This window comes from Streptomyces tateyamensis, assembly GCF_003205575.1.
GTDB classification, from domain to species: domain Bacteria; phylum Actinomycetota; class Actinomycetes; order Streptomycetales; family Streptomycetaceae; genus Kitasatospora; species Kitasatospora tateyamensis.
In genome coordinates, this window is record NZ_PYBW01000186.1 from 16382 (window position 1) to 33991 (window position 17610).

Consider the following 17610-nt stretch of genomic DNA (forward strand, 5'->3'; position numbering starts at 1 on the left):
GCGAGACTGGACAGTCTGGCCTGAAGGAATTACCGTGGCCGGCATGGACCCCGCTGTTGAACCCGTCACCGACTCCGCCGCCCGGGCCGCGCGCCAGCTGCGCGTGGTCTACGGCCGGCTGCGGCGGCGCCTGCGGGCGGTGGCCGACCCCGGCGGGCTCAGCCCCGCGCAGCTGTCCGCGCTGACCCGACTCGGCGCCGACGGCACCAGCTCGGCCAGCGCACTGGCGGCCGCCGAGCGGGTCCGCCCGCAGTCGATGGCCGCCACCCTGGCCGCGCTCGACCAGGACGGGCTGATCAGCCGCCGCCCCGACCCCGAGGACGGGCGGCGCCAGCTGGTCAGCCTCACCGCGGCCGGCCAGGAGTGGGTGGCCGGCCGGCGCCAGGCGCGCCAGGAGTGGCTGGCCGGGGTGTTCCAGACCCGGTTCACCGAGCAGGAGCGGCAGACCGTGCTGGCGGCGCTGGCGCTGCTCGAGCGGGTCAGCGAGTCATGAGCGCCGTCCGGAGTCCGCAGCTGCGCCGCGCCGCGTCGGGGCGCGGCGCGGCGGCCGGGTTCGACCGGCGGCTGATCCTGCCGATGGTGCTCGGCTCGATCCTCAACCCGATCAACTCCTCGATGATCGCCGTGGCCCTGGTCCCGATCGGGGCGGCCTTCGGCGCCCCGCCCTCGCGCACCGCCTGGCTGGTCACCGGCCTCTACCTGGCCACCGCGATCGGCCAGCCGGTGGTGGGGCGGCTGGTCGACGCCCACGGTCCGCGCCGGCTCTACCTGCTCGGCACCGGCCTGGTCGGTGTGGCCGGCCTGTTCGGCGTGCTGGCCCCGAGCCTCGGCTGGCTGATCGCGGCCCGGGTGCTGCTCGGCCTCGGCACCTCGGCCGCCTACCCCGCCTCGATGTACCTGACCCGCAGCGAGGCCCGCCGCACCGGCCAGGAGAGCCCCGGGGCGGTGCTCACCGCGCTGGCGGTGGCCAACCAGACGGTGGCGGTGATCGGCCCGACGCTGGGCGGGCTGCTGATCGGCGTGGCCGGCTGGCGCGCGGTGTTCACCGTCAACCTGCCGCTCTCGCTGGCCTGCCTGGTGCTGGGCGCACTGCGGCTGCCCAGGACCGGGCGGTCCGCCGCGGTGGCCGGGGTCGACCTGCCCGGGATGGGCCTGTTCGCCGCGATGCTGCTGGCGCTGATGGCCTTCCTGATGGACCCGGTGCCGCGGCACTGGTACCTGCTGCCGCTCCTGCTGCTGGCCGGGGCCGGCTTCGCGGTGCGTGAACTGCGCTGCGCCGAGCCCTTCGTGGACCTGCGCCTGCTGGCCGGCAACCGGCCGCTGCTCGCCACCTACCTGCGCCAACTGCTCAGCTACACCGCCTCCTACGCCTTCCTGTACGGCTTCACCCAGTGGCTGGAGCAGGGCCGAGGGCTGAGCGCGGCAACCGCCGGGCTGTTGCTGCTGCCGCTGTCGGTGAGCGGGCTCGCGGTCTCCTGGCTGACCGGTCGTCACCCGGCGCTGCGGGGCAAGCTTCTGGTCGGGGCCGGGTTCCAACTGCTCGGCTGTGCCGGGCTGCTGCTGACGCACGGCGGCAGTGCGGGGTGGCTGCTGGCCGCCCTCGGAGTGCTGATGGGCATCCCGCAGGGCCTGAACGGGCTGGCCAACCAGAACGCCCTCTACCGGCAGGCCCCGGCCGAGCGGATGGGCTCGGCGGCCGGCCTGCTGCGCACCTTCATGTACCTGGGCGCGCTGGGGGCCTCGGCCGCCGACGCCGCCTTCTTCCCGCACGGTGCCACCACCGGCGGCCTGCACCTGCTGGCGCTCTTCATGGCGGGCGGCGCGGTACTGCTGCTCGTGGTGACGGCGCTGGACCGTTCGTTGTCGACAACTGACTGAGGAAGTACTGCCATGGCACTGACCACCCTTGACCCCCGCACCGCGCTGGTCCTGATCGACCTCCAGCAGGGCATCGTGGGCATGCCCACCCTGCCGTACCCGGCCGCCGAGGTGGTGGAGCGCGGCGTCGAGCTGGCCGAGGCGTTCCGCTCGCACGACCTCCCGGTGATCCTGGTCCGGGTCAGCTTCGGCGCCGGCGACCGGGTCCCCGGCCGCACCGAAGCCGGCGCGGGCGGCCTGGCGCCGCAGGCCGGCTGGGACGAGATCGTGCCGCAGCTGGCCGGCCTGGGCGCGGCCACCGTGACCAAGCGCAACTGGGGCGCCTTCTACGGCACCGACCTCGACCTGCAGCTGCGCCGCCGGGGCGTCACCCAGATCGTGCTGGGCGGCATCGCGACCAGCATCGGCGTCGAGTCCACCGCCCGGGCCGCCCACGAGCACGGCTACCACGTCACCCTGGTGACGGACGCCATGGCCGACCGCAGCGAGGAGAGCCACGCGCACAGCGTGCAGCAGATCTTCCCGCGCCTGGGCGAGCTGGGGACCACGGCGGAGGTGGTGGAACTGCTGGCGAAGACCCGCTGAGGAACTGGGAAGACGGAGCACCGCCCGCCGCCGGAAGTCGGCGGGCCCGACTTCCGCCGCCTTCTGGCGCCGGGACCCGGCGCCGCGTTCACCGGGAACCGCGGCCGAACTTCTCGATGGCCGCGGGGGTGACGGGGGTGAAGAAGTTGACGAGGTTGCCGTCGGGGTCGCGGAACAGCAGCGACCGGTTGCCCCAGGGCATCGTGGTGGGCTCGGTGACGAACTCGGTGACGAAGCCGGTCAGGTCCCGGTAGACGCGGTCCACGTCGTCGACGAGGAACTCGGTGATGACGCTGTGGTTGTCCGCCGGGCGGGCCGAGCCCGGGGCGAACAGCGGGACGGTGCGGGCACCGGCGATCGCGAGGGTAGCGCCCGCGGTGCGGAGTTCGGCGAACTCCTCGGTGGCCCAGGTCGCCTCGGCCCCGGTGGCTCGCTCGTAGAACGCGACGAGGCGCGCCACGTCGCTGGTGATGATGCGGATCGAGACGAAGTCCATGGGACTCTCCTTGGCTCTGGCTCTGGCTCTGTGGGAGGCGTGCACCTCGCAGGCTAGGAGAAATAGTGGACAGAATCGGTCCGCTATCAGCGTTAGGGTGCGGACATGCCTCGACCGCCCGCCCGCGTGCTGACCCTGCTGGAGCTGCTGCAGTCGGGCGGTACCCGGACGGTGGCCGAACTCGCCGACCGGCTCGGCGTCGAAGGACGCACCGTGCGGCGGTACGTGGACCAGCTGATCGACCTGGACCTGCCCGTGGAATCGGTGCGCGGCCGCTACGGCGGGTACCGGCTCGCCCCCGGGTACCGGTTGCCCCCGCTCATGCTCGGCGAGGAGGAGGCGCTGGCCGTGCTGCTCGGCCTGGTCGCCGGCCGCCGAGCAGGGCTGACGACGGCGCAGCGGACGGCGAGCGAGACGGCGACGGCCAAGATCCGGCGGGTACTGCCCAGGCACCTCGCCCGCCGGCTCGACACGCTCGCCTTCACGGACCGGCCCGGCGAGCTCGACACCCCGGACGCGGAGGTCCTGCTCACCCTCGCCGACGCGGTGCGCCACCGCCGGCCGGTCTCGATCCGCTACACCGACCGGGACGGCCGGCGCAGCGAACGCATCCTGCACGCGTACGGGATCGTCGCCCACGCGGGACGGTGGTACGTCACGGGCCGGGACGCCCGGCTCGGCCAGGACCGGACGTTCCGGCTCGACCGCATCGCGGATCCGCGGACCCTGCCCGGCTCCTTCGAAGCGCCCGAGGGGCCCGATCCGGCAGAGCGCGTGGTGTCGGCGTTCGCCACGGCCGAGTACCGGCACGAGGTGACCTTGCGAATCCACGGGACCGTCGGGCACATCCGCGCCCGCCTGCCGGCCGGCGTGGCGCGCCTGGAGGAGTGCGCGCCGGTGGCGGGCGATGCGCAGGGGAACCAGGCGGAGCAGGCTGAGCCGGCTGAGCAGGCGACCGAGCGCTGGCGGCGCGTCGAGCTGCGGGTGGAGCGGCTCGACTGGCTACCCCCGGTACTCGCCTCGCTCGACCGGCCGTTCGTCATCGAGCGCCCCGACGAGCTGCGCGAGCTCGTCACGGCGCTCGCCGATCGCCTCGCCTCCTCCGCCCGCCGGACTCAGGGGGCGGAAGCCGGCGCGGGCGACGGCTGCCACTCCCGCCTGAGCAGCCCGTAGACCCACGAGTCGGAGACGTCGCCGTTGACGACGCAGTCCTCCCGCAGTGTCCCCTCCCGCACGAAGCCGAGCTTCTCCAGCACGCGGGCCGAAGCCCCGTTGCGGGTGTCGGCCTCGGCCTGGACGCGATTGAGGTCCAGCGTGTCGAACGCCCACCCCAGCAGAGCGCGCGCGGCCTCGGTCGCGTAGCCGTGGCCCCACGCCGCCTCGTCGAAGCAGTAGCCGACGTACGCGCTGCGGAAGTCCGGATTCCACCGGTTCAGGGTGCACCAGCCGATGAACGCCCCGTCGGAGGCACGGTCCACGGCCAGCCGCACCCCGCTGCCCTCCTCGGACATCTGCCGGCAGGTCGTGAGGAACTTCTCGGCCCGCGCGCGTTCGGTCCACGGCGGCGAGTCCCAGTAGCGCAGGACGTGGGCGCTGCTGTGCAGGGCGAAGATGTCGTCCGCATCCGCGTCTTGGAAGGCTCGCAGCCGAAGCCGAGCGGTCTGCAACGAGGGGGTGGGTAGCGGCGTCGTCATGGTCCGTCTCCTGCTCCTGATCGGTGGCCGACCCATCAGATATCCGATGAGGGCCACGTGCAACGGCTTTTCCCGGCGGACCGGCAGGGCGGCCTGGCGCAGGCGTTCCTGAGGTCCGGTCAGCTCGCGCGGTGGAGCTGGACCTGGTGCTCGGTGTCCATGAAGCCGAGGCTCCGGTAGAGCCGGACGGCGTGGTAGTCCGGGTCCGCGACGATGACCAAGGTGCGGGTGGTCGGGCCGTCGGGCAGGGCATGCCGGGCGGCGTGGCGCAGGACGGCGGAGGCCAGGCCGCGGCGGCGGAAGTCGGGGTGGGTGGCGACGTTCTGGAACCGGGCCAGGGTGGGTCCGGCGGTGAACAAGCCGGCGCCGGCGCGCAGCCGGCCTGCGACGAAGGCGCCGACCCAGCTGCCGTTGCCGGCCTCGCACTGCGCGCGGAAGCCCGCGACCCGGCGCTCGGCGAACCGGCGGGCGCGCTCGTTCGCGGGCAGGCCGTGGCAGGCGAACTCCAGGGTGAGAGCCTGCTGCCAGTCGTCGTCGCCGGTCAGCGCGCGGACCTCGGCGCCGGGGGCGGTGCTCGGAGGCCGGAGCTGGGCTGCCGTCAGGACCGTGCTGACCTCGGCGGTCAGGCCCAGCGCGGCGTGCTCCGCCGGAAGCCCTGCTCGGCCGTCGACGCCGTCCACCCCGAAGGCCAGGTGCTTGGTGTCCGGGAACTCCATGGCGAACAGGGCTGCCCAGCGGGCCGCGTCGCCGGGGCCGGGTGGGGCGGGGAGAAGGAGGAAGTTCCCCCAGTGGAAGCCGGGGTTGCTCGGGGTACGGACCACGAGGTGGGTGCCGTGGTCGGTGATCTCCGAGCCGGAGGCCGCCAGCAGTGCCACGTCCGTGCGGAAGCCGAGCGAGGTGATTTCCATGGTGGTGAAAGGTACTGAGGAGGGGTGGGACGGCACCCCCGGTTTTGCGGTGCGACGGGGTGCGCGGTGGCCCCGACATGGCGGGGTCACCGCACGGTTGCGTCGGCTGACAGCAACTCCAAGGCCCGGTAGAGCTCCTGGGCCACCCGCACATCGTCGGCCGCCACGCCGGGGGACCACGGCAGGTACGGAGCGTGCGGGGCGCGGGCCAGCGGATTACTCCCCCGAGGACGCGGCGCCGGCGGGTTCGCTATCTTGTTCGCCATGTCCGCCACGCCCGCCACGCCCACGACCGACGGGCCGCACCAGCCGCCGGTCACCACCTGCTACCGGCACGCCGACCGGGAGACCTACATCCGCTGCAGCCGGTGCGAGCGGTTCATCTGCCCGGGTTGCATGCTGGACGCGCCGGTCGGGTACCAGTGCCCGGAGTGCGTGCACGGCGGGGCGCAGACGGTGCGGCAGAAGACCACCGTATTCGGCGGCCGGCCGCGGGTCACCCCGGTCCTCACGTACCTGCTGATCGGGCTCAACGTGCTGGCCTACCTGGCCGAGCTGGTCTCGCCGCGGGTGGTCGAGCGGTTCTTCCTGCTCGGCCAGGGGGTGATGGGCCCGGACGGTCAGCTGTACCAGGTGAACTCCAGCCGGCTGGGTTCCGGCTTCCACCTGGTGGGCGTCGCCAACGGCGAGTGGTACCGGCTGCTCACCGGGGCCTTCCTGCACCAGCCGCCGACCAGCGGGACGTTCGGGATCACCCACATCCTGTTCAACATGTACTCCCTGTGGCTCTTCGGCCGGGTGGTGGAGGCGCAGCTGGGTCGGGTCCGGTTCCTGACGGTCTACCTGCTCTCGGCCCTGGGCGGTTCGGTGCTGGCCTACCAGCTCGCGCCGAACGAGCCCTCGCTGGGCGCCTCGGGGGCGATCTTCGGGCTGGTCGGCGCCTACTTCCTGATGACCCGCCGGTCCTCCTACGACCCGCTGGGCGGGGCGCAGCAGCTGGTCTACTCGCTGGTCTGGCTGGTCGTCTCGGCCGGCATCACCTCCTGGCAGGGGCACCTGGGCGGGCTGCTGGCCGGCTCGGCCGTGGGGGCGGCGATGGTCTTCGCCCCGCGCAACGGGCGGGCCGTGGTGCAGGCGCTGGGGTCGGCGGCGGTGCTGGCGCTGCTGGTGGTGCTGGTGCTGGCGAAGAACGCGGAGCTGGCGAACGTGGTGCCGGTGACCTGGCTGCCGGACCAGGGGTCCTGATCCGCCGCGGCGGGACTTCGGTTGCGGCGGGGACTTCGGCCGACCGGTGCGTTGCCGGTCGGCCGCTTGCTCGTTGCTCCGGTTATGACAACTGATCAACTGGCCCCCGCGGTGCGGTGTGGCGAATCGTTTCTGCAAGGTGCGGGCGCAGTCGGCGCAGGTGCACGGTGACCCGGCGCGGCCGGCCCGGGCCGTCGGCCCGCACCCGCGACCTGGCCGCCTGCAGCGTGCACGTCGACCTCTACCTGGTGTTCGGTCCCGCCCTGGAGGTCTTGGTCGCCTCCCAGCTGACCTACCTGCGCTCCGACCCGTTCGCCGTCCGGCTGGTCTGCCACGCCGACCTGGCCGACCCGGTCACCTGGTACCTGTCCCGGAACACCCTCACCGTGGGGCTCTGGGCACCGGCCGGCCAGGGCGACGTGACGGTGCGGCCGGGCACCGGGCCCGAGCGCGGCTCCATACTGATCGGCCTGCGCACCACGGACGGCGCCGTCGAGCTGCGCGGCTGCGCCTGGGAGCTGCGCGAGTTCCTGGAGCAGACCGAGCGGGTGGTGCCGCTGGGCGCCGAGCACCGCCACGTGGACCTGGACGCGCTGATCCGGCAGCTGACCCAGGACGGGTGACCGGAGGCGCGCCGATCCATGGTCACTTCACGAAGGAACGTTTCGGCGACCGGTCGGCCATCGGTGGCCCGGTGCGGCGCTGAACCCGGAGGGCGAGCGCGCACGTAGGGCGTAGTAGCGCCCTGTCGGAGCCGGCCGCGCCCGTCGCCGCGGCTCGACCGGCCCAGGAACGCTCGGTGCGCCCGGCAGCCCGGCCCCGAGCGCACCCGCCGCGCCCCGCAGGCGGCCCAGCCCACCGGCCAGGCGCAGCCCGGCCGGCGACCACTCCGGGGCCGGCGGGTCGGGCCCTCGGCTTCCGGCGGCGGCTCCGGCGGTGCGCCCGGCACCCCGGCCGACGGCGGGGGGCGGTGGCGGCGGTGGCGGTGCGCCCGGCACCCCGGCCGCACGGCTCCCGCGCCCAGCACCCCCGCGCCCCAAGGTCGCGGTGGCCGGGCCCTGGTGCTCCGACAGCGGCACCGGCTTCAACCAGAACGGCTGGTTCGACGACGGCGCCGCGGGCTGGGTCGGCCTCGACGACACCCCCCGCCGTCCCCGCCCGCTACCTCGACCTGGCCCCCTCTGCCACCGCTACGGCCTACGCGCCCTGCGCCTCGGCGTCCTGGAGTCCGGCCACCTCGCCCAGACCCTCCTCCTCACCGCCACAGCTTCGGGCCTCGCCAGCACCCCGATCGCTGGATTCGACGACGACCTGGCGCACGAGCTGCTGGCGCTGGACGACATGGACCAGCCGCTGCAGTACTGCTGCCCCTGGGGCGCCCCCGGAACGGCTGAGGCCCGCGCCCCGGCTCGAAAGCCGGGGCGCGGGCCCTTTCAGCGGCGGTGGGTGGAGCAGGAATGAACAGGTTCGGTCAGAGCGTCCTGAAGAAGCCCAGGACGCTGTCGTGGAACTTGTTCTCCAGGGGGACCGCGGCGAACGACCCACTGATGGCGCCTGCCACGCCGCCGATGATATCCCCGGGGCCCGGGAACCAGGATCCGGCCAACGCGCCCGCTGCACCGCCGGCGACACTCGAGGCGCCACCGATGGCGAAGTCACCTGCGGTGTCGGCGGCGGCGACGCCCAGCTCGCCCCAGAATCCTTCGCCGTCCTCGCGTGCGCTCTCGAAGCCGGAGACGGCCGATGCGGTCAGTCCGAGCGGTATGAGTGCCTTTCCTGTCCATCTGACCCATGGGCTGTCCGCGATCGTCGTGATCGTGTTCAGCGTGCGGATGTTGTTGGCGATCTTGGCCTTGACCAGCGGCGGTGCCCACCGCGGGGCCTTGCCCTGCCTGCTGAGAACTGCCCACCTGGCGGCGGTCAGCCCACTGTCGATGGTCCCCGCCGCGGTGACGTAGCCCGAGACCCCGCTGCACGCCCGCTCCACCCAACTGGTGTTGCTCGCGCAGTACGGGGTCGTCTGGGTAAGGGGGTTGGAGAGGATCAGGTAGTCCGTCAGCTTCGGCTTGGCTGGCCCGTAGCAGCCGGCGGAGCGCTGCACGCAGAGGCTGGTGCCCCGCGCCGTCTGCAGGAACGTGGTGATCGGACTCGGTGCCGGGGTCACCGTCGGAAGGTCGCAGCCGCCGCTGATCGCACAGGAGCGGTCACCGCCCGTCGGGTCGGTCGGGCACGGGATGTCGCTCCCGTTTCCGCCGCAGGACAGGCGCAGGCCGGTCGGGTCGGAGTGGGTGACCGGGTTGGCGCCTGCGTAGGTGTAGCCATTGAGCTCCTGGGGGTTGGAGTCGAATACCGGGTCCAGGCTGATGAAGCGGCCCAGCGTGGTGTCGTACTGGCGGGCCCCGATCGTGGTCAGCGAGTCGCTGGTGTCCTGGGGCTTGCCGAGGAATCCGTTGGGGTCGAGCCAGGAGGCCCCGGGAGCAGTGCCGCGCGGCGCGCCGTAGGGGGTCGACTGTCGAGGTCTGCGAGGTCTCGGTAGTGAGCGCGGAAGCCACCACCGGCTTCCCCGTCGACCGCGCTTGCGCGGCGGCCTGCTGAGTCGACAGCGGCCCGGAGGCGGCGGCCGGGCTCGCGGCAGGCGTGCCCGGCGCTGCCGCGGCCGGCTGCGCGCCGGCCAGGGTGGCCGCAGTGAGCGTGCCGGCCAGCACGGCCGCCAGGGCCGCTCCGGCCGAGCGCAAACGTCTTCTTATTCTCATTGCCCCTCTTTTGTTGCTTTCCTGTGGATCGGCTCGGTCGACGTCGGAATGGCAGACTTCGGCGCGCGCAGAATTGCCGCCGCTGACTTGGCTGCTGCCTTCACTGCTGGAGAACGGTGCCACCGGTCCTACATCTGGGCGAACTGCCAGAAGCTGTTCCTGCGAACGTCGGTTTCGCGGGTGGCGGTCCAGATGTAGTCGCGCTTCATGATGGCTCCTTTGTGGTGGCAGACGTACGGGTGGAGGCCGACTCCACGTCGTTGGGGAAGTCTCGTCGGGCAGGCCAATCTCGGCCTAACAGCGGGCCAACCGGCGCCTAACCCGGCCGCCCCCCCGGCGGCCGGGAATGCATTTCCGGGGTCGCCGAAAGGCGGGCCGCCGGCCCGGTGAATTGGATGTGGTATTTCGCAGTACGGCCCGCTGGGCGGGCTCATCAAAGTGGGCGGGGAACTTGCCTGTCAAATCACTGGGGATGGGTCGGGGAATTCCGTTGCCAATCGTCTCGGAATTCGCCGATTCGGGCCATGACGGACATTCTGCGTGATTTCCTGATGGTGGCCCGGGGTCGCTTGACTTCCGGCTTTCCGTGCGATTTGCTCCAGGTGTCCGACGGGATTCGGAGCCGGTGCTGGCCGGCCTGCGTCCCATCCTGGTGGTGAGCTCTTCTCGCCGGCTTCTCGCGCGCTTCTCGCGCTCCCCGGGTTCTCCTCGGGGTGCCCCTGGCGCTCACCTCGCCCGCATCGACGTGCTGGACGGGGCGCGGCTGGGGGCTTCCTCGAAGTCGGATCCGGTCCGCGTGCGGACGTCCTCGACGACCTCGAGTCCTCGGTCGGCGGCGCAGTGCCGCCTGATCACTACTTCCTCACCGGCGACGCGGCGACCCCTCGGACCCCCGGACCGCCATGGCGGCGGACCGGGGCGAGCTACGGTGAGGTGGTGTTACTGAAGGGCACGCGCAGTGGGCGTCGGCCGCACCGGCCCGACTACCGGTACGCGCCCTTGGGAACGTCGTCGTCCGCCAGCCGCTGGACCGCGACCTCGGCCTGCGAGCTGCCGCACTCGGTGAAGGCGTCCAGCGCCTCCTGCCAGCTCACCCGGGCCTGATCCGACTGCCCGCTCAACTTCTGGCAGTCGCCGAGCTGGCACAGCAGCCGCGCGGTGTGCAGCGTGTCGCCGTGGCCGCGGGCCTCCACCAGAGCCAGCCGGCATTCGGCCGCCGCGCTCTCGTACTTGCCGAGGGCCGCGCGGACCCGGGCCAGGTTGCCGCGGAAGACGTACTGGCGCTCCTGCGGGCAGTGCGTGTCCAGCACCAGCAGCGCCTCCTCCTGCAGGGCCTCCGACGCCTGGTACTCGCCGAGGTCACCGATGGTGAGCGCCAGATTGGACAGGAAGATGCCGAGTATCCGGGGGTGCTCGAGCTCGCGGGCACCGGCCACGGCGACCTCCTGGTAGGCGCGCGCCTCGGCGAGCAGCCCGACCTCGAAGAGCAGGTTGCCGAGGTTGGCGCGGGCCGTCAGCGCCCGCATCCGGTCGCCGAGCTCCTGATAGAGCGCCAGCGCCCGCTCGTACGCGGCCTTGGCCGACGGCACGTCACGCCGGAAGGAGTGCGCGACACCCAGTCCGTTGGCCATCATCGCGGCCGCCTCCTGGTTGCCCGCCCGCTGGGCGGCCACCTCCGCCAGTTCGAAGGACTCGACGAAGGCGTCGAGGCGGTGACTGCGCATGAAGTGCCCGAACTGGTGGTCCGCCAGCTGCCAGACCGCGCGGTGGTCACCGACCGCGGCGGCCAGCCGAGTGGTGGCCAACAGGTTCTCGGCCTCCAGGTCGAACCAGGCCACCGCCGACTCCGTGTCGGGGAACAGGTCCGGAGTGTCCAGCTGGTGGTCGACCTGCGGTTCGATACTCGAGCGAAGGGGATCCAGCTGACGCTCCGCCTCGGTGCTGACGCAGATGTACCAGTCGAACAGCCGCCTGGTCGCAGCCTCCCGCTCGGCCGCGTCCATACCCGTGCGGTGCTGGGCGTACAGCCGGACCAGGTCGTGCAGTGCGTAGCGGTCCGAGCGCGGCCGCTCCACCAGGTGCACCGCCTCCAGTTCGCGCAGCAGTCGCCGACTGGCGGCCGTCGCCGCGGTGGGCAGCACCGGCCCCGTGCTGGTCAGGGCGGTGATCGCGGCCGCGCCCAACTGGCCGGGCTGGATGCCCAGCAGTCGGAAGAAGCGGGCCTGCTCCGGCTGCAACTGGCGGTAGCTGTGGTCCAGGGCGCGGGCCACGGCGCTGCTCTGGTCGCCCGGCAGCTCCAGGCCGTCCAGCCGGGTGGGCTCGCCCGACAGCTCCGCGACCAGCTCGGCGAGCGGCGCCTCGGGGTCCTCCACCAGCCGGGCCGCGGTGATCCGCAGGGCCAGCGGCAGCTCACCGCAGAGCCGGGCGAGCTCCGTGGCCTGCTCGGGCTCGGCGGCGACCCGCTCGGTGCCCAGGATCCCGCTCAGCACCTCGACGGACTGCTCCGGGGTCATCCGGGCCAGCCGGACCGGCACCGCGCCGGCCTCGACCACCAGCGAGCCGAGTGCGTCCCGGCTGGTCACCAGCGTCAGGCAGCCGGGCGCTCCGGGCAGCAGCGGACGGACCTGCCCGATGTCGCGGGCGTTGTCCAGGATCACCAGGACCCGACGGTTCGACAGACTGGACCGGTAGAGGTCCGCACGGGCCGCGACCCCGGACGGGACCTGCGGGCCGGGCACGCCGAGCGCGACCAGGAACCGCTCCAGCACGTGCGCCGGATCCTCGCAGTCGCCCTCGGCGTAACCGCGCAGGTCGACGAAGAGCTGGCCGTCCGGGAAGTCGGCGCTGCGGGTGTGGGCCCAGCGGACCGCCAGCGCCGTCTTGCCCGCGCCGGCCGGCCCGGTGACGACGGCGATCCGCGGGCCGGCGGCCGCGTCCGCCAGGACGTCGTCGAGCCGCGCCGTCTCGGCGGTTCGGCCGACGAAGCCGCGCGCGGACGAGGGCAGCTGGGCCGGCCGGGGAGCGTCACCCCAGCGTTCCGACCAGCTCGCCCCGGCGCCGGCCGGTACCGCCGGCGCGGCAGTCCCGGCCGTGGCGGCCCCGGGGGCGGCATCGGGCCGCAGGCCCGGTTCGTCGCGCAGGATCGCGCCCTCCAGCTCGACCAGTGACCGGCCGGGGTCGAGTCCGAAGTCCTCGGCCAGTACCTTGCGCACCCGACGGGCGACCGCGAGGGCGTCGGTCTGCCGCCCGCCCCGGTGCAGCGCCAGCATCAACCGCTCGGCGAGTCCCTCGCGCGCGGGGTAGCGCTCGATCAGCTCGGTCAGTTCGGGGACCAGCTGCTGGTGCCGCCCGAGGTCGAGCTCGATGTCCGCGAGCAGCTCGTAGGCGGTGGACCGCTCCTCCTCCAGCAGCGTCCGCACCGGCTCCGCGAACGGCGCGTCGATACCGGTCAGCGCGCCGCCCCGCCACAGCCCGAGCCCGGCCCGGATCACCCGTGCGGCCTCCACCGCCGCGCCCGACTCCCGCAGGCGTCGGGCCTCACCGACGCTGTGCCGGAACGCGGTCGCATCCAGGCAGCCCTCGTCCACCGAGAGCAGGTAGGCGCCGTTGCGGAAGCCCAGCGGGCCGGTCTCCCCGGTTCCGAGCAGCTTGCGCAGCTCCGAGAGCGCGGTGTGCAGCTGACCGCGCGCGCTGGCCGGCGGCGCCTCCCCCCACAGCGCGTCCACCAGCCGCTCGGTGGTCACGTACTGGTTGGCGTTGAGCAGCAGGAACGCCAGTAGGGCCCGCCGGCGCGGCCGCTCCACCTCGACCTGCCGCTCACCGAGACGCACTTCGAGCGAGCCGAGAACTCTGTACTGCATGCCGGGGGACCTTTCCGTCAGCGCTGTTCGACGAAGGAACCACGCCACAAGAACGGTCCTGAAGCTGTCGAGCCCCCTGCCTACCAGCGCAAACCTTAGCGGCAGCCGGTCCACGGGATCCGAACGGGGAGCCGAAGCGGAGCCGGTCCCGGTGCCGGGGCCCCGCGGCGAGGGTGCGCCTCCGGGTGCCCCGATGCGGTGCGACCCGAGGGCCGGGTCGGCGCGTCAGTTACCTCCGAGCGGCCGCGCGCCGCCGGGTTGCCCCTGTCCGCCGTTCACTGACGGAGCGTGAGATCTTGCCCCACCAGTCCCTTCCCCCTGCCGAGTCCGCTCGTCCCGCCCCACGCCGGCTCCGGGCCGGCCGCCTGGCAGCCACCGCGGCCGCGGTCGCGCTGGTCGTGACCGGCGCCGTGGCCCCGGCGGCGGGCGCCGCGAGTGCGGCCCGTACCGCGCTGGCGTCCGCCATTCCCGGCTGGATCACGGCCCCGGGCCCGATGAAGCCGGTGGACACCGGTGCGGCGCCGGGCACCTGGGGCCTGTCGCTGCGGGTGTACCTGGCCGGCCAGGACCCGGTGGGCCTGGGCAAGGCGGCACAGCGGGCCGCCGACCCCGCGGACCCGGATTACGCGCACTACCTGACGCCCGCCCAGTTCGCCCAGCGGTACGGCAGCACCCCGGCGCAGACGGCGAAGGTCAGCGACTGGCTCGGCAGCTTCGGCATGCACGTCACCAGCGCCAACGCCCACTTCCTGGCGGTCAGCGCCACCGTGGACCAGGCGCAGCGGGCGTTCGCCACGACGATCCACGGCTACGCCCGGCAGGCCGGCCAGCCCGCCGCCCTCGCCGCCCCGGTGAGCGGGATCTCGGTCCCGGCCGCACTGGGCCACGAGATCAGCACGGTGCTCGGCCTGGACGACACGAACCCCGCCATCCCCGACGACCCCGCCGCACCCGTGCCGAAGGCCGCCCGGACCACGCCCCTCGGGACCGCGGTCTCCAAGCGGGCCGGCGCCAACGCGGCCCCCACCGCTGCAGCCCCTGCCGCCGCGCCGCCGTGCTCGACCTGGTGGGGGCAGAGCACTTCGCCGATCCCGCCCGTCGACGGCCGCACCACCGCCATCGACCAGGTCTGCGGCTACACCCCGCAGCAGCTGCGCGCGGCCTACGGAGTGACGAAGAGCCCCTACACGGGAAAGGGCCGCACGGTGGCCGTGGTGCTGGACGGCGCGCTGCCCACCATGGAGGCCGACGCCGACAGGTTCTTCGCCGCCCACGGCCTGGCCGGCTTCGCGCCCGGCCAGTACAGCGAGAACTTCGGCCCGAACTTCGCCGCCACCTGCCGCGGCGCCTCCGACGCCCCGGAGGAGCCGCTGGACGTGGAGTCGCTGCACATCGCCGCTCCGGACGCCAAGGTGGTCTACGTCGGGGCGGACTGCGACACCGGCGCGGGGGGTTCGACGGCCTTCCTCGACGCCCACACCCGGATCGTGGACCAGCACCTCGCCGACGTGGTGACCGACTCGTTCCCCACCAGGGAGGACTCGGACTCGCCCGCCACCGTGGCGGCCTGGGACCAGATGTTCCAGCAGGGCGCGCTGGAGGGCATCGGGTTCAACTACGCCTCCGGTGACGAGGGCGACGGCTCGGACGACGGCGGTCCGGGCCTGGTGGTCTTCCCGGCCTCCGACCAGTGGGCCACCGCCGTGGGCGGCACCACGCTGGAGATCGACAGGAACGGCAAGGTGGCCGGCGAGCTCGGCTGGGGCGCCAGGGCCGCGCAGCTCAACCCGCAGGGCACCGGATACCTGACCCCGCCGCCCGGACAGTTCTTCATGGGCTCGGGCGGCGGCCGCAGCAACCTGATCAGCCAGCCCTGGTACCAGAAGAGCGTGGTCCCCGCGGCCCTGGCCACCGCCGGCGGCACCTCGCTGGCCCACCGCGAGCTGCCCGACGTCTCCGCCGACGGCGACCGCGCCACCGGCTGGCTGATCGGTTTCACCACCCCCGGCGGGGTGTACCACGAGGAGTTGGGCGCCGGCACCAGCGGTTCCTCCCCGCTGATCACCGCGCTGGAGGCGGATGCCGCCCAGGCCGCGGGCCACGCCCTCGGCTTCGCCAACCCGCTGCTCTACAAGCTGCGCAACACCCCGGCGATCCACGACGTCCTGCCCGCCCCGGCCGGCCGGGCGCCCTCGGTGCTGATGTTCCTGCCGAGCTGGCAGACTCCGGGCGCCTTCGACAGCTACCTGTGCCAGTTCGACCAGGACAGCACGCTGCGGACCACGCCCGGCTACGACGCCGTCACCGGGATCGGCGCCGCCGGCCCGGAGTTCGTCCGCTCCTTCGCCCGGCACTGACGGGCCGTCGGATCGCAGTCCGCCGGGCGCCGTGACGGTGCGGCCGGTACCTCACGTTCTCCGAGCGACCCCGAGACGTGAGGTGCCCCGCGATGCCGGTGCCGGCGACCTGCCCGACCTGTCCCGTCCCGCTGCTGCTGCTGGGCCCGGGCGCGGTGACCGGCGGCCGGCCCGAGCAGGTGCTCGCGCACCTGGACGGCCGCTGGCCGGCCGAGGCGGCGGCCGAGTACGTCGCGCTCGACCTCGACCCGGTCGACCAGGCGGTCGCCGGGACGGCACAGGTGCGGGCCGAAAGCTGGCTCGCCCTGCTCCGCGGCTTCGCCGCCGAACTGGAGGCCGGCACCTAGCACCACCCACCCGGTCAAGCGCCACGGACTCCCCGGTCAAGCGCCAGGGACTCCCCGGGCAGGCGGCGCCCTCCGCGAGCGGGAGAGCCGATGGCAGGCCTCGGCCGTGGGTGTCAGCATCGGACTATGGGCGATTGGTACACGCGCGAGATCCTGGATCCGGGGAAGCAGCCGCTGCTGGTGATGCTGGTGGCGTTCATCGTGACCTTCCTGTTCATCCGCTTCAGCGTGCGGATGATCCGGGCCGAGGTCTCCTGGTGGCCGAAGAACGTCGAGTCCGGCGGCCTGCACATCCACCACGTGGTCTTCGGCATGGTGTTCGCCGTCGTCGCGGGGATCGGGCTGGCCTCGGCGCTGGGCGGTCACCGGCCGTGGTCGGAGATCTTCGCCGGCCTGTTCGGGGTGGGAATCGCGCTGGTGCTGGACGAGTTCGCGCTGGTCCTGCGGCTGGAGGACGTGTACTGGTCGGAGGCGGGGCGGCTGTCGGTGGACGCGGTGGTGCTCGGGGCCGCCGCCATGGGGCTGCTGGTGCTCGGCGCGGCCCCGTTCGGCGTGAGCGACGCCTCCGCGAACGGTGAGCCCGTCTCGGGCTGGCACTACCTGGTGCTGGTGCTGGTCAACGGCGGCCTCGCGCTGGTGGCCCTCGCCAAGGGCAAGGTGTTCACCGGACTGCTGGGCATGCTGGTGCCGGTGTTCGCGGTGGTCGGTGCGCTGCGGCTGGCCCGGCCGGGCTCGCTGTGGGCGTACAAGTACTACCGCGAGGGGAGCGCCAAGGCCCGGCGGGCGCAGCGGCGCGAGGAGCGGGGCAGCTGGGCGCGCCGGCTCCGGGTGCGCCTGTACGACGCCATCGCCGGCAAGCCCTCGCAGCCCTAGCCCCAGCCGTACCGGCTCCTGCGGGTTCAGTGCCCGGCGGCCAGCTTGACCAGTACCACCACCGCTCCTACGGCGAGGTCCATCAGGCCCACGACCACCGCGGCGATCCGGCCTCCTCCCATCCGCAGGCCGGCCGCGCAGCCCCAGACGAACAGGGATCCGGCGCTCAGCCAGGCGGCCGAGTAGAGCGCCGTGGGCAGTTCCATGGCGCCCAGGGCGGACAGCCCGATCAGGACCAGCGGGCCGACGGCGGCGGCGAGCAGCGGGCTGCTGACGAAGAGCAGCCGGCGCAGTTCGGCCCCGCGGGCGAGGCTTCCGTAGACCACCCGATGGGCCTGCTGGTCGGCCACGATCGTCGCCAGCCACAGGCCGAGGGCAGTGGCCAGGACGGCGACAGCCGCTCTCGCGTGGGACTGGTGCTCGGCCTGCGCGAGGCCGAGTGCCACCGCCATCACGGTGAGCGTGGCGTAGACGCGCTCCTTGAGACGCTCAGCGACGATCGCGGGGGATGCCGTCAGAGCTGCCGCGGACTGCGCCGCCCCGGACGGCGGGTTCGGCGGGATCGTGCTGCCATCGGCCATGTGCAGACGGTACGGTCGGGAGCGGCCCGGGCC

The 17610-nt window shown here is 73.5% G+C and carries 16 protein-coding genes and 1 pseudogene; 10 read left to right on the top strand and 7 right to left on the bottom strand.

Features of this window, described 5'->3' with window-relative positions:
- The first annotated feature begins 43 nt into the window (after positions 1 to 43).
- From C7C46_RS31735 to C7C46_RS31745, 3 genes are read left to right on the top strand one after another with little or no spacing between them, the layout of a single operon-like run.
- Entirely contained in the window at positions 44 to 493 is a 450-nt protein-coding gene (locus tag C7C46_RS31735; RefSeq protein WP_110673401.1) for a MarR family winged helix-turn-helix transcriptional regulator, read from the top strand.
- Positions 490 to 1878: an MFS transporter gene (locus tag C7C46_RS31740; RefSeq protein WP_110673375.1), complete on the top strand. Its 1389-nt coding sequence runs from the start codon at positions 490 to 492 to the stop codon at positions 1876 to 1878. Before C7C46_RS31735 ends, C7C46_RS31740 begins: the two co-directional genes overlap by 4 nt.
- A 12-nt stretch (positions 1879 to 1890) precedes the next feature.
- The gene (locus C7C46_RS31745; RefSeq protein ID WP_110673376.1) at positions 1891 to 2463 is read left to right on the top strand and encodes an isochorismatase family protein; all 573 of its coding nucleotides are present in this window, start codon (positions 1891 to 1893) and stop codon (positions 2461 to 2463) included.
- A gap of 88 nt (positions 2464 to 2551) precedes the next feature.
- On the opposite strand, the gene C7C46_RS31750 is transcribed toward C7C46_RS31745, so the two are convergent.
- Positions 2552 to 2959 carry a VOC family protein gene (locus tag C7C46_RS31750; RefSeq protein ID WP_110673377.1) on the bottom strand — a complete coding sequence of 136 codons (408 nt, stop codon included), beginning with the start codon at positions 2957 to 2959 and terminating at the stop codon, positions 2552 to 2554.
- Positions 2960 to 3064: 105 nt separating this feature from the next.
- Between C7C46_RS31750 and C7C46_RS31755 the strand changes: the two genes are divergently transcribed.
- Positions 3065 to 4132: a helix-turn-helix transcriptional regulator gene (locus C7C46_RS31755; RefSeq protein ID WP_110673378.1), complete on the top strand. Its 1068-nt coding sequence runs from the start codon at positions 3065 to 3067 to the stop codon at positions 4130 to 4132.
- Here the strand turns inward: C7C46_RS31755 and C7C46_RS31760 are convergent.
- Positions 4075 to 4653 (bottom strand): GNAT family N-acetyltransferase, encoded by a 579-nt coding sequence (locus tag C7C46_RS31760; protein ID WP_181442646.1) that lies wholly within the window; start codon positions 4651 to 4653, stop codon positions 4075 to 4077. The two genes, C7C46_RS31755 and C7C46_RS31760, sit on opposite strands and share 58 nt — an antisense overlap.
- A 119-nt stretch (positions 4654 to 4772) precedes the next feature.
- A complete protein-coding gene (locus C7C46_RS31765) occupies positions 4773 to 5561 on the bottom strand; it encodes a GNAT family N-acetyltransferase (protein ID WP_110673379.1) in 789 nt (262 codons plus the stop codon).
- A 264-nt stretch (positions 5562 to 5825) separates the two neighbouring features.
- Here C7C46_RS31765 and C7C46_RS31770 point away from each other — a divergent pair, with 264 nt between their 5' ends.
- From C7C46_RS31770 to C7C46_RS31780, 3 genes are all read left to right on the top strand, one after another.
- Positions 5826 to 6806 (top strand): rhomboid family intramembrane serine protease, encoded by a 981-nt coding sequence (locus C7C46_RS31770; RefSeq protein WP_110673380.1) that lies wholly within the window; start codon positions 5826 to 5828, stop codon positions 6804 to 6806.
- A gap of 167 nt (positions 6807 to 6973) precedes the next feature.
- Positions 6974 to 7429 (top strand): SsgA family sporulation/cell division regulator, encoded by a 456-nt coding sequence (locus C7C46_RS31775; protein ID WP_181442647.1) that lies wholly within the window; start codon positions 6974 to 6976, stop codon positions 7427 to 7429.
- 424 nt (positions 7430 to 7853) lie between these two features.
- Complete coding sequence (locus C7C46_RS31780; RefSeq protein ID WP_110673382.1) at positions 7854 to 8267, top strand: nitroreductase family protein; 414 nt, start codon at positions 7854 to 7856, stop codon at positions 8265 to 8267.
- A gap of 10 nt (positions 8268 to 8277) precedes the next feature.
- Here C7C46_RS31780 and C7C46_RS34530 read toward each other — a convergent pair whose 3' ends face one another.
- The 3 genes and pseudogenes from C7C46_RS34530 to C7C46_RS31790 all read right to left on the bottom strand — a co-directional run bounded on the left by C7C46_RS34530 (position 8278) and on the right by C7C46_RS31790 (position 13419).
- Positions 8278 to 8970 (bottom strand): hypothetical protein, encoded by a 693-nt coding sequence (locus C7C46_RS34530; RefSeq protein ID WP_146259299.1) that lies wholly within the window; start codon positions 8968 to 8970, stop codon positions 8278 to 8280.
- A gap of 114 nt (positions 8971 to 9084) precedes the next feature.
- Positions 9085 to 9492, bottom strand: a pseudogene (locus C7C46_RS34535) (RHS repeat-associated core domain-containing protein); the annotation flags it as partial.
- Between the two features lie 1050 nt (positions 9493 to 10542).
- Positions 10543 to 13419: an AfsR/SARP family transcriptional regulator gene (locus C7C46_RS31790; RefSeq protein ID WP_110673383.1), complete on the bottom strand. Its 2877-nt coding sequence runs from the start codon at positions 13417 to 13419 to the stop codon at positions 10543 to 10545.
- A gap of 296 nt (positions 13420 to 13715) precedes the next feature.
- On the opposite strand from C7C46_RS31790, the gene C7C46_RS31795 reads away from it, so the two are divergent.
- From C7C46_RS31795 to C7C46_RS31805, 3 genes are all read left to right on the top strand, one after another.
- Complete coding sequence (locus C7C46_RS31795) at positions 13716 to 15776, top strand: S53 family peptidase (RefSeq protein ID WP_110673384.1); 2061 nt, start codon at positions 13716 to 13718, stop codon at positions 15774 to 15776.
- A 92-nt stretch (positions 15777 to 15868) separates the two neighbouring features.
- Positions 15869 to 16123: a hypothetical protein gene (locus C7C46_RS31800; protein ID WP_110673385.1), complete on the top strand. Its 255-nt coding sequence runs from the start codon at positions 15869 to 15871 to the stop codon at positions 16121 to 16123.
- A 126-nt stretch (positions 16124 to 16249) separates the two neighbouring features.
- A complete protein-coding gene (locus C7C46_RS31805) occupies positions 16250 to 16996 on the top strand; it encodes a hypothetical protein (RefSeq protein WP_110673386.1) in 747 nt (248 codons plus the stop codon).
- 26 nt (positions 16997 to 17022) lie between these two features.
- On the opposite strand, the gene C7C46_RS31810 is transcribed toward C7C46_RS31805, so the two are convergent.
- On the bottom strand, positions 17023 to 17577 hold the full coding sequence (locus tag C7C46_RS31810; protein WP_245985258.1) for a hypothetical protein: 555 nt from the start codon (positions 17575 to 17577) through the stop codon (positions 17023 to 17025).
- Positions 17578 to 17610: the final 33 nt, after the last annotated feature.